This is a genomic window from Bacillus thuringiensis, assembly GCF_001595725.1.
GTDB classification, from domain to species: Bacteria; Bacillota; Bacilli; order Bacillales; family Bacillaceae_G; genus Bacillus_A; species Bacillus_A thuringiensis_K.
Genome location: NZ_CP014282.1, coordinates 1203625 through 1216284 on the forward strand (window position 1 = coordinate 1203625; position 12660 = coordinate 1216284).

A 12660-nucleotide genomic window follows, 5' to 3' on the forward strand; every position below is an offset into this window, starting at 1 on the left:
CACCTACTTTCAATAGTTACTGTTATAGCATATTAAACATGTTGTTTATAAGACACGACAGTTACCTATTCATACATAAGTTTGTGCACCAAATTTGAAGATGAAATTCTCTTTCTTTACAATGGAAGTAGGTGTTATTTCTATAAAATATGGAAAACGTAAAGAATATGTAAAAAAGAAGGAGTGGTAAAGTGAACTATGTCATTATTGGCGGAGATGCAGCTGGTATGAGTGCAGCTATGCAAATTGTTAGAAACGATGAAAATGCAAATGTTGTAACTTTAGAAAAAGGTGAAATTTATTCATACGCTCAGTGTGGATTACCGTATGTCATTAGTGGTGCTATCGCTTCAACTGAAAAGTTAATTGCGCGCAACGTGAAGACGTTTCGTGAGAAATATGGAATTGATGCGAAAGTGCGTCATGAAGTAACGAAAGTAGATACGGAAAAGAAAATGGTGTATGCAGAGCATACGAAGACGAAAGATGTCTTTGAATTTCCATATGATCGATTATTAATTGCGACTGGAGTGCGTCCTGTTATGCCAGAATGGGAGGGACGGGAATTACAAGGTGTTCATCTTTTAAAAACAATTCCTGATGCTGAGCGCATATTAAAAACGCTAGAAACGAGTAAAGTTGAAGATGTAACGATTATTGGAGGTGGTGCAATCGGACTGGAAATGGCAGAAACATTCGTCGAACTTGGTAAGAAAGTAAGAATGATTGAGCGAAATGATCATATCGGTACGATTTATGATGCGGATATGGCGGAGTATATACATAAAGAAGCAGATAAACATCATATTGAAATTTTAACGAATGAAAATGTAAAAGCGTTCAAAGGGAATGAACGAGTAGAAGCAGTTGAAACGGATAAAGGTACGTATAAAGCGGATCTTGTTTTAGTATCTGTCGGAGTGAAGCCGAATACTGATTTTCTTGAAGGAACGAACATACGTACAAATCATAAAGGGGCCATCGAGGTAAATGCATATATGCAGACGAATGTGCAAGATGTATATGCAGCTGGTGATTGTGCGACACATTATCACGTGATAAAAGAAATTTATGACCATATTCCAATTGGAACAACTGCAAATAAACAAGGGCGACTTGCCGGGCTGAATATGCTGGATAAACGAAGAGCTTTTAAAGGAACGTTAGGTACAGGCATTATTAAATTTATGAATTTGACGCTTGCAAGAACAGGCTTAAATGAAAAAGAAGCAAAAGGACTACATATCCCGTATAAAACAGTCAAAGTAGATTCCACAAATATGGCAGGCTATTATCCAAATGCGAAACCACTTTACTTAAAATTACTATACCGTTCTGACACGAAACAATTATTAGGTGGACAAGTAATTGGAGAAGAAGGCGTAGATAAACGTATTGATGTGATTGCGATGGCGCTTTTCAATAAAATGAGTATTCATGATTTAGAAGATGTCGACTTAAGTTATGCACCACCATATAACAGCGTGTGGGACCCAATTCAGCAAGCGGCAAGGAGAGCGGAATAGCACTTTTTAAAGTGCTATTTTTTTTACAATGAGGGAGTAAATAAAGTTTCACTTTATTTTGAATATACCGTGCCCCCTTGAAAACATCGTACGTATCGCTTATATTTTCATATAGTATTTATTTTTTAAACGAAGCAATGAACGAACCAGGGGGCGCAGTATGGCAATTAACATGAAAACAATCGAAGAATGGATTGCTGAATCAAATGCAAGACATGAAGAAGACTTTGGACACGTTGTGGAAGAAATGAAAGAAGTATGTGTCGGACTTGATAACGCGACATTAATTTATACGAAAAATGTATTTTGTTTCGGTAAAAAAGTAGAAGTATTTTTCTTCTTCCAAGACCATGTCGTGATCGGACAAGAAAAAGACGAATATATTGAGATTGAAAAATTAAAGTATGATGCCATTACAAATAGTAATTTAAAAACAAATGACAAAAATACTACGTTAGAATTAAAGTTTGCTAACGGACAATCTATTAATTTAGATAGTTTAAATGATAACTACGGTACGAAAAATTGGTTATTTGCTAGACAAATTAAGAGTATTTTTAAGTTAATCTAGTAAAAAAGCACGCCGTCCATCGGCGTGCTTTTAACTATGCAAAGCCCCTTTTAACCAATTCCGCGCCCGATATGCCCCAACTGGAACTTGAATAAGAGATGTTTCATTCCCAGCATCAATACCGTACAATTGATCACATGAATTTGTATCAAAACTTAGTAACGGATGCCCGCCCATCCCCATAGCAGTTGCAGCGAAAATGAGTTTATGAACGAGTATACCTGCTTCCATTTGGTGAATGCGGTATCCTCTATAGCCTAATGCACGTGTATAGTAATCTTTCTTTCCGACTACATGTAAGCAAAGTGGTACTTGAAAAAGGTTAACGTTATCCATCGTCATACTAGACTGAAGTGGGTAGCGAAGGTCTCCATATCGAATTGGTTGTATGGAATGTGTTTTACTGTTATAAGCGTAAGCCCCGTTTTTAATATTTTTCACGTTATAAAAACATCCATATAAGGAGATGCGTGTATTTTCATTTCTATACTTACCGTCAAGATCGTTGTAATAGGGGAAGGAGAGACTCGCTTCTTGTAGTAAAGTAGCGAGCTCGGCTGCATCCCATTTCGTTAAAATAAAGTCCGCATCAGGAGAATATCGTTTTCTGCAAAGTTGCAAGAAATCATACGATAACCGTTCTACTTTTGGTAGCTGTACAGCGTACGTATTATGTTGATAGTGCTCTTCATGATGTAGTGTTTGGAAGTGTGCTGTCGATTCGATCATAGAAGCTTCATTTATTTTTGTTATCATCGGATATTCATCTACATGTTTTGAGCGAATGAAATGTTCATGTGCGAGCGGCGGAATTTGTTGCAACAACTCATGAGAAGTAACTGTTTTATTTTCACGGTAATCATTGTGAAACCAATTAGTTTCTGGCTCTGTACTTAAAGGAATAACGGCATACAAACTTTCTTTACCTTCTGACAATCCGAGTAAATGGTTCAGTGCACGGTCTAGAAATTGAAAGTATACGCCGTTCGTATAACCGAACTGTTTTGCACATTCTAGTAATTGTCCAATGAGAACCCCGCTATCTAATCCTTGAAGTCGATATGAAAAGTTATTGTATTTAAAGAAGTTTTTCCAAAACATAGTGGATACGAATGCAGCACCGAAACAATCATGTATATTACAGCGATTACCGAGTGCGTCTGTTAAATAAGAATCGAAATTTCCTTCGCGAAGTAAAATAAGTCGGTGATGTGCGGCGTCATAATGGTAAATGCCGTCTGGATAATCGTCAACCTTTAAATAGATATACAATTCATTCGGGTATAAGGCACCGCCTGAAGGAATGGATCTACGTAATACATTTCTCTCGCTATTTAGCTGACATAATTGTGTTACACCAAATGAATACCAAAGGTAATAACCAATCTCATTTAGAGTAGGTGTAGTAGAAGAGTTCGATAAAGATAACGGGATTTCTAAGGAGAGCGGGATGGTAGGTACATTTCGATATAATTTATAAGGAAGCGGTGCGTCTTTCCAGTCCACCTCATGATTCGGCATAATTTCATCGATAGAGAAATGGAGATGATGTAAAAAAGTATCTAGCTGCATGAAATCCCTCCTTTACTATGGAAACGGATGTGGATGTGGATTTAATTTTTCATTCGTTAAAGGTTCGTCTGTATATCCAAGTGTCATCGGTACGGTATATACCCGGTCCAATCCTGTAACCCGAGTAAGATGGTGTCCGAACGTCATCGGTAACATGCCTGGAATAATAACTTTTACACAGTATAGTCCGTTCTTTTCTATAAGGGGAACGGTTTGATCTACAACAATTATTTCCAGATTAGATTGATGCAAACGATTTAAAAGTTGGTGGAGATCGGATGTTAAATCCATATCAAATGATTGTGATACATTCATTTCTTGGAACGTTTGCACCGGTGCATCTTCTCGTAAAAGGAAGTGAAGACGTTCTTCCGTTTCTTTCAATCCATACAGCATACTATGGTCTTCCATTTTATTAACGAAATAAGGATCTTGTAAGCATTTTTCGTAGTATTCTCTTTTGTGCTCGAGCTCATCGTCTGTTATAAGTAACATGCCTGCTATTTCTTGAATGGCGCTTTTTAAGGCTCGAATAGGATCTAAATGAGCGCCTCCCGCACAAACAACGTTCATTCCATTTTCACGCGTATTTTTTGCAATTACCCATAAGCTCGGGATGCCGTGTTCCATCGTCGCATTAAAAGCGTATAATTCATATCCGGTAATCGTACGTAACCGCTGGATCATTAATTGTAATTCTGTATCATTTGCTGAATTAAGATCAAGGCGGGGAAGAGGTAATTCGGCATACCAAGTGAGTAAGAAGGCATCACGCTCTACAATTTCTAAAATGCCGTGAAAAATCGCTTCTTCTAAACTACCGCCAATTGCACATCCATTTGATGTTTCATACACGAAAGCATCTCGATGACCGAGGCTGTAATAAGCAATTGATTCAGGAACTAAAAGCGGTCTGTTTTGTGATAAAGAATATCCCCATACCCAGTTTTGCTCATAATCAGGATCAAACGGTTTAAATGGAAAATTATTACGATTGTAATGTTCATTTGTATGTACACCGAGTGTGAGGGGATTTAGTGCATGTTCCTCTAAATCATGAAAACTACCATGCACATTTGTTTTTTTTCCACGAGGCGACATACCGCAATATCGTTCTAAACCTTCTAAAATGGCAGTTGCTTCACTCACTGCAAATGAATGAGTTCGGCCTGCAACACCTTCATTTCCAAACATTAATGGCATGTTTATAATGACGTCAGCGAATGGTAATAAAGAATGCTGTATTTTGCCGTTCAACATACCGACCCGATAATCTAAATAGTCTCTTGTTAAAAATGTGTTTAATTCATGAATGGAACGGCAGCGATACGTTTCGGTGCTTACTTTTAAACTCGGTTGTAAAGAAACTTCCGCCGCATCCGCAGTATCATCAGGTAAATTACTACATACAGGACAGAGAGGATCTGGAAGAAAAGAATGCCGCGTACATTGTAATGTTTGTAAGTTTAGTAAAATAAGTTCATTTTCTAAAGAGGAATGGTTATGAGTTAATATTTTTTCTGTTTCTGCGCAAATAATATGGCACATTTGCAACATTCCATTTTGGGTGGCACGTACATCACGCCTCGTTACATTATCTGCTTTAAAGGCATATTTCCGCTGTAGTTCCCACATTTCTTTTTGATCAAAGCCAGCGATAAAACGGCGTCCATCAGAACAATGGGAACATCCGGGCGCAAGAGGATGAATGTAAGGACCGATAATACCTTCGCCAAATGAAGTAAAACCACGTAGCCACGGGATATGTTTTGACCGAAAAATTAGCTCAGCATCATGATGAATAGTAGAAGGAGATCCATCATGTAATACGAGAGCGAGATGAATATTTTCAGGAAGTTCTTCTGTAAGGGTATGCTGGCGAATGATGGAATATTGTTTGCATAATTGATCATGTACATAGTCTGCAAGAAGGCCATCCCCTATAAGCAATATATTTTGAGTCATAGACCGTCCTCCTTTGCAATTAATACTCCGTATACACCGTCTAAGCTTTCTTTCAAAAATGGTTCAATTGCTAAATCAAATACGAATGGGTAAAAATTATGTTCTTCTAAATGTTGTAAGGCGAGTTGTAAAGATTGTACGCTTGGAATGTCTTCTTCCGCTTGTATTTCCACTCTAAAAGAATCCGTGTCATATAAAATAATAGACGATTCAGGCAAGATATTAGCTCTGTAAGGAGTCTCTTCACTTTGAATGTGGAGCAGTGATAGTTGTAGTGCGTTCCGTAACGCTAACGTCATATTAATATTAGATGCACCGTACCATCTATCATTTATACCAACCCAAACGACTGGAAAACTAAGAATCTCTTCGCTCATTGCGATTTTAGGTGTTTCATGAATTGTAGCAAGGGCATCGTAATAAAATCTACAATGTTTATCGTGAATATCAGTTAAATCAATCGTTGTAAGTTCTTCTAGCATATGTGATTGCCGCTCATACAATTTATTGTTTAAATGTTGTTGTAGTGCCCGGTAAAATCCTTCTGTCATCGTTTCTCCAGCCCCGATACCGATATCGTTATGTTCAGGAATAAGGCGGTGAATGATTTCTGCTACATATGTTTCAATTCCTGTTAAACCAGCTTCTCGGCGTGCTTCATTATGAGTCAATCCACTGCGAGTCATAAGAGGCAGAAGGGGAGCTGGGCCATCTGATAGTGGATTGGCTACTTGAATATAGCACTGTGATAACGGTAATTGATATGAATCTTGTTCATCCCATACATGGAATATACCGGATTCTTTAGAAGTTAATGAGTCAAAAAATCGGAATACATCAGTTGAAGTATGTTGGTTCGACCGATGCTCAAGTTTTTCAGAAAGATTTTCTATCGTATCAATTGTAAAACTTTCATCAGTTGCAAGAGGGTGTTTTATAAAAGGATGCCACGTTCCTTCAAGTGTTTCATAGTTTAATAAAAAGAATTGTGATTCTTTTTCACGATATGAATCATCCGCGACATGTTTAAACAATTCAAAAACGATTACATTTGCTAACATGGCAGATGTAATTGGTGAGAAGGAATCCGATGAATTTTCATTTTGCAAAGTCGTTTCATGTAGCCGATGCCATGCGGATTCCCAGCATTCATCACGATTTTCCGTTACGACAGGTCCAGCTATACCGAGTGTTGATAAACAAATAGCTGGTATAAAATTCTTTTTCGTTTCTCTACAAATAGTGTGAACTGTTTTTAAACCGTCAATGTCTCCATTTTGAGAAACATATAAAATCCAATCAAAAGGTTCGAATACTTCATGCAAGGGACGGTCAATTGTAGTATCGATTTCTTGAAGGAGTACACTATTATCAACTTCATATGCACGTTCTATTAGCTCATGTATTCTGTCATAGTTTGTTTCATCTCGATCTGTAACGAGGTAATGAAATGTAGGTAAACCAGATTCTAATAAAGAAGAAACTAAAGAAGTAAGCATATCTCCGGAGCCAAGTACAAGGACATTTGCTCCGCGGTATGTTTCAAATTTTAAAGCACCTGAATGAGAATCAGCTTCTAAAAATTCAATTTGTGAAGCATATCTGTCGAGTAATGTACTGTTTAATTCATGAGGTGCATCTTGATTTGCATCGCGAACGAAACCATTTTCATATAAAATCTCTCCAATTTCAAATACTCGATTTTGATAGGGGAGAGGGAGGCCATCGGTTATTTCTGCTAAAGAATAATTCCCGTTAAACATTGGCATTAATTTTTCAATCCAGTCATAAATTCCATCACCGTCCATGCGAAATGAACTGGCGTTATTTCGAAAATAGACACCCCCGTTTGAATCGGGGAGGAAGAAAGTATCCTTATTTACTTTAAGTTTTGCATGAATTGGAAGGTTATTCATTTTAATCCTCCTTACGTTTAGGCATACATTATTACCTTATGTCATGAAATTTGTCCCGTATGAACACAATAAAAAAAGGCTGTAGAATGAATCATTCTACAGCCTTTAATAGATTTTTAATCTATCAACCTTCTAATAATAATGACTTTGGATCTTCAAGCATATCTTTAACAGCAACAAGGAAGCTAACTGCTTCTTTACCATCTACAATACGGTGATCGTAAGATAAAGCAATGTACATCATTGGGCGGTTTTCCATACGCTCGTTATCAATTGCAACTGGGCGTACTTGAATTTTATGCATTCCTAAAATACCAACTTGAGGGCTATTTAGGATCGGTGTTGACATTAGAGAACCGAATACACCACCGTTTGTAATTGTAAATGTACCACCTTGTAGTTCTTTTAATGAAAGTTTGTTATCGCGTGCTTTTTTACCTAATTCACGAATCTCGCTTTCGATTTCAGCGAAGTTTAATTGGTTAGCATCGCGTACAACTGGAACAACTAATCCATCTGGAGCTGCTACTGCAATACCGATATCATAGAATTTTTTAATGATAAGCTCGTCACCTTGAATTTCAGCATTTAATAGTGGGAATTGTTTTAATGCTGCAACAACTGCTTTTGTGAAGAATGACATGAAGCCAAGACGTACATCATGTTTTTTCTCGAAAGCATCTTTGCGTTCTTTACGTAATTCCATGATCGCACTCATATCAACTTCGTTAAATGTTGTTAACATTGCAGATGTTTGTTGAACTTCTACAAGACGTTTTGCAATTGTTTGACGGCGGCGGGACATTTTCACGCGCTCAACTGGTTTTTCGAATTCCGTTTTTGCAACTGGAGCAGGAGCTGGACTCTTTGGAGCAGCTGGTGCTTCTTTTGGTGCTGCAGCATGAGCTTGTACATCATGTGGTCTCACGCGTCCAAGTGGATCTGTACTACGTACGTCGTTTAAGTCGATTCCTAATTCACGAGCCATTTTTCTAGCAGCTGGTGATGCGATAGGACGGTTTGTATTTGGTAAACCTTGTAGTGTTGCAGTTTGCTCACCATTTGGTGCCGCAGCTTTCGGTGCTTCAGCCGTTTCTTGTTTTGGTTGCTCAGCAGCCGGTGCAGGTGTACTTACTGCAACTGGTGCTCCATTAGCATCTAAAATTGCGATAGTTGCTCCAACTTCAACTGTATCCCCAGGTTCGCCTAGTAACTTCGATACAATACCTGAATCTTCTGCAATGATTTCTACATTGACTTTATCAGTTTCAAGCTCAACAACGCTGCCACCTTTCTCAACTTTGTCGCCTACGTTGATAAGCCATTGTGAAATAGTTCCTTCAGTAATAGATTCTGCAAGCTCAGGTACTTTAATTTCGATCATTTTAAATGTCCTCCCCTTATTTGCCTAACGGTGTGTTTTTTCTTCTTTTGTCTTCGGTAATCTCCATTTGTTAGCCTGGCCTTGGGCAGATATTCTGCCCAAGGAACAAGCTAGAAACCTTCATTGTTACTTTTTAGTTGCTGTAAACTTCAATTTCTTGTTTATCTTGACGGAAGTTATACTTCACATCTAAAGCATGTGCAACAATTAGTTCTTGCTCAGCTTTGTGAGCGAATGGATCGCCGCCAGATGGACTAGAGCGATCAGGACGTCCAATGTAACCTGTTTTCACTTTATCTCCAGCAAGTTCGAACAGAATTGGAGCCATGTAATGCCATGCGCCCATATTACGAGGTTCTTCTTGAACCCAAATGATTTCTTCTAAGTTTTTAAAGCGTTTAATAATAGATTGAACTTTCTCAGCAGGGAATGGGTACAATTGCTCAATACGAACGACATGAACTTCGTCTAAGTTGTACTCATGTTTACCAGACTCGATTTCTGCTGCTAAGTCAATTGCCATTTTACCTGTGCTTAAAACAAGACGTTTTACTTTATTTGGTTTCATGCCAAGGTTTTCTTGTTCTAAAGCAGGTTGGAAACGTCCTTCGCTTAACTGACTAGCAGTTGAAAGCGTAAGTGGGTGACGTAATAAACTCTTCGGCGTCATCAATACTAATGGTCGAACAGCTTCTGTTCCTAAGATAGATGCTTGACGACGCAGGATATGGAAGTATTGAGCCGCGCTCGTTAAGTTTGCAACTGTCCAGTTATTCTCAGCAGCTAACTGTAAGAAACGCTCTGGACGTGCACTAGAGTGCTCTGGTCCTTGACCTTCATAACCGTGTGGTAATAGAAGAACTAAACCAGATTTTTGACCCCATTTTGCTCTTCCAGCTGAAACATATTGATCAAATAATGCTTGCGCAGTATTTGAGAAGTCACCATATTGCGCTTCCCACATAACAAGAGTTTCTGGAGCGAATACGTTATAACCATATTCGTAACCAACAACAGCAGCCTCTGATAACGGACTGTTATGAACAGAGAACGAAGCATTAATGTTTGGTAAGCGATGTAACGGTGAATATGTTTCATTTGTATCAGTATCGTGTAATACGATATGACGGTGTGCGAATGTACCACGCTGTGAATCTTGACCAGTTAAACGAATTGGCGTACCTTCTTGTAAAATAGAAGCGAATGCTAATGATTCAGCAAGTGCCCATTCAATTTTACCGTTCTCTTCAAGAGCATCTTTACGGCGCTCAAGAATTTTCTTCACTTTCGGATATACGTTAAAGCCTTCTGGCCAAGATAGTAGACCTTCATTAATTGCACGAAGTGAGTCAATCTCAACACCAGTATCAATTGACTGAATACCTTTTGCAACAACATCTGGTACTTTAACGTGAATTGTTGCATCACTCGTATCAGCTGGTGGTACTTGTGCATAGTCGGATTTTAATTGCTCTTGTGTAAACTGTGTAATTGTTTCAACCTCATCTGCATTTAGAACACCAGCAGCTTGTAATTGATCTGCATAAATTGCTCTTACAGTTGGATGGTTTTTAATTTTTTTGTACACTTGTGGTTGCGTAACTGCTGGATCATCCATTTCGTTATGACCGTAGCGGCGGTAACCAATTAAATCGATTAAGAAATCTTTTTTGAACAACATGCGATATTGAATCGCAAGGTTAGCAGCTGCAAGACAAGCTTCCGGATCATCAGCGTTCACGTGAACAATCGGAATATCGAAACCTTTTGCAAGGTCACTTGAATATTTCGTAGAACGAGAATCATAGCTATCAGTCGTAAAACCAACTGCATTGTTTGCGATAACATGAATCGTTCCGCCTGTTTGATACGCGTTCAATCTGCTTAAGTTGAGTGTCTCAGATACAATACCTTGACCAGGGAATGCAGCATCACCATGAACTAAAATTACGAATGATTTTGAAGTATCTTGATCTGGAAGACCAGATTTTTTACGATTCTCTTGAGCAGCACGTGCGAAACCTTCTACTACAGGATTCACAAACTCAAGATGACTCGGGTTATTTGCTAATGTAACGCGAGTGCTAACTTCTTCGTTACTAACGACTTGTTCTCTACCTAGGTGGTATTTCACGTCGCCAGTCCAGCCAGAATTGGCTACTGCGCCTTCTATTTTTGCATGTTTGAACTCAGCAAACATGTGACTATATGGTTTTTCTAATACGTGAGCAAGTACGCTTAGACGACCGCGGTGAGCCATACCAATCATGACATCCTCTACGCCGTTTTTAGCACCTTCTAGAACAATTTCATCTAAAACAGGTACAAGCATATCAACGCCCTCGATAGAGAAACGTTTTTGCCCAACGAATGTTTTATGCAAGAATTGCTCGAAACCTTCAACAGCTGTTAAACGTTTTAAAAGAGCAGTTCGTTTTTTATTTGATAGTGGTTGACGCAATGAATTTGATTCCACCATTTGATGCAACCACGCGCGTTCTTCACTATCTTGTATATGAGAAAATTCATAAGCTAAAGATTTTGTATAAACGTCTTTTAATCTATGAATTACATCAAGTGCAGTGTGAATACCTTCTGGTGCATCTGGCCATACTGTTTTCGCTGGAATCGCTTTCAAGTCAGCATCGCTCAGTTCGTTCATTGCTTTCTCAAGAAGAGATTGTCCATTTGCAGCATCTTCCATCGGGTTGATGTGAGCCAACGTGTGCCCGAAAGAACGAATCTGCTCAACAAGTTGAACGACTTTAAGAATTTTTTCAATGTTACCTGTGTTTTGAGGAGAAAAATGTGTTGCTGTGTTGTCCCCTGTTACGACATCATCTTGAAACGAAGGAGCTCCAAAAATTTCAAAAAGCTCTTGTAATTCCGGATCAACAGAACCTGCTCCAGTTACGTAAAGATCATACTGCTCAATAACATAACCAAGGTTCGGACCATGGAACTTGGCCCAAGGGTTTGTCGTTGTATTCTTCCTCGTCATTTGTTTAAACCTCCCAATGCATATAATCCTTTTCCATACAAAGGTGCATTTTGCTCTTTTTCAATAAGTAATGAATCAGTAATCAATGTAAATGTTTTCTTTACTCTTATGTTATTACAATAATTTACATAATACCAAACACTATTACTTATCTGTTTTGTAAAAAAACATTCACAATAACTTATCACCCAAGTTAATCTTTCATGTTATAAAGTAATTTTACAGAAAAATGGGGTGGATATATTTGGTATGCCTATACTAATAGCTATAATTGTTGCATTTAAATATAGGTATAATAGTTAGAATGTTTCGATAAAAATAGTTTGAATTATGTATATTGAAATAATAAGCGCTTTCATAGATATTATACAACAATATAACGGAATATAGTATAAAAAATAAAAAATTATGAATTTATCGTAAACTTTATTTAGATAGTGTTAAATATTGAAAGGAAAGTGAAGGATTTCTACAAAAAAAGTTGCTAAACATAAAAAATGCTTCATAAACAGTTAGTTTCTATAAATATGACGAAAAACACCGTAAAACAAATAACGCATTTCGTGAAATAAAGAAATAAATGAAATATTTTAAAAGGATAAAACAAATATGGAGATATTAAATTTTAAAAAAAGAAGTGAGGAGATATAGTAACAGCTATTTACAGTGTTCCGTGTTTCGCTTCAAAATAGACGTGCTGAAATTGAAAAAAGTTTCTTCTATAT

The 12660-nt window shown here is 37.8% G+C and carries 7 protein-coding genes; 2 read left to right on the forward strand and 5 right to left on the reverse strand.

Translation table 11 applies throughout. The features are described from left to right. The first annotated feature begins 191 nt into the window (after window positions 1-191). Both AXW78_RS06080 and AXW78_RS06085 read left to right on the forward strand, forming a co-directional pair. Entirely contained in the window at window positions 192-1526 is a 1335-nt protein-coding gene (locus tag AXW78_RS06080) for an FAD-dependent oxidoreductase (protein WP_001110237.1), read from the forward strand. 160 nt (window positions 1527-1686) lie between these two features. Further along, window positions 1687-2097 (forward strand): DUF3908 family protein, encoded by a 411-nt coding sequence (locus tag AXW78_RS06085; RefSeq protein ID WP_061883904.1) that lies wholly within the window; start codon window positions 1687-1689, stop codon window positions 2095-2097. Window positions 2098-2127: 30 nt separating this feature from the next. On the opposite strand, the gene AXW78_RS06090 is transcribed toward AXW78_RS06085, so the two are convergent. The 5 genes from AXW78_RS06090 to odhA form a co-directional block, all read right to left on the reverse strand. Continuing rightward, a complete protein-coding gene (locus AXW78_RS06090) occupies window positions 2128-3669 on the reverse strand; it encodes a SagB family peptide dehydrogenase (RefSeq protein WP_061883905.1) in 1542 nt (513 codons plus the stop codon). A 15-nt stretch (window positions 3670-3684) separates the two neighbouring features. Further along, window positions 3685-5634: a TOMM precursor leader peptide-binding protein gene (locus AXW78_RS06095; protein ID WP_000192987.1), complete on the reverse strand. Its 1950-nt coding sequence runs from the start codon at window positions 5632-5634 to the stop codon at window positions 3685-3687. Further along, window positions 5631-7550 (reverse strand): putative thiazole-containing bacteriocin maturation protein, encoded by a 1920-nt coding sequence (locus AXW78_RS06100; RefSeq protein WP_001061558.1) that lies wholly within the window; start codon window positions 7548-7550, stop codon window positions 5631-5633. Before AXW78_RS06100 ends, AXW78_RS06095 begins: the two co-directional genes overlap by 4 nt. A gap of 124 nt (window positions 7551-7674) precedes the next feature. Continuing rightward, complete coding sequence (gene odhB, locus AXW78_RS06105; protein ID WP_000569894.1) at window positions 7675-8934, reverse strand: 2-oxoglutarate dehydrogenase complex dihydrolipoyllysine-residue succinyltransferase; 1260 nt, start codon at window positions 8932-8934, stop codon at window positions 7675-7677. A 133-nt stretch (window positions 8935-9067) separates the two neighbouring features. Next, complete coding sequence (gene odhA / locus AXW78_RS06110) at window positions 9068-11935, reverse strand: 2-oxoglutarate dehydrogenase E1 component (protein ID WP_046945129.1); 2868 nt, start codon at window positions 11933-11935, stop codon at window positions 9068-9070. Between the last annotated feature and the right edge of the window lie 725 nt (window positions 11936-12660).

What these genes read in the sequence shown, in the direction of transcription:
- AXW78_RS06095 (WP_000192987.1), bottom strand. Translation starts at nt 5,634, where the DNA reads ATGACTCAAAATATATTGCTTATAGGGGATGGCCTTCTTGCAGACTAT.
- AXW78_RS06090 (WP_061883905.1), bottom strand. Translation starts at nt 3,669, where the DNA reads ATGCAGCTAGATACTTTTTTACATCATCTCCATTTCTCTATCGATGAA.
- odhB (WP_000569894.1), bottom strand. Translation starts at nt 8,934, where the DNA reads ATGATCGAAATTAAAGTACCTGAGCTTGCAGAATCTATTACTGAAGGA.
- AXW78_RS06085 (WP_061883904.1), top strand. Translation starts at nt 1,687, where the DNA reads ATGGCAATTAACATGAAAACAATCGAAGAATGGATTGCTGAATCAAAT.
- odhA (WP_046945129.1), bottom strand. Translation starts at nt 11,935, where the DNA reads ATGACGAGGAAGAATACAACGACAAACCCTTGGGCCAAGTTCCATGGT.
- AXW78_RS06100 (WP_001061558.1), bottom strand. Translation starts at nt 7,550, where the DNA reads ATGAATAACCTTCCAATTCATGCAAAACTTAAAGTAAATAAGGATACT.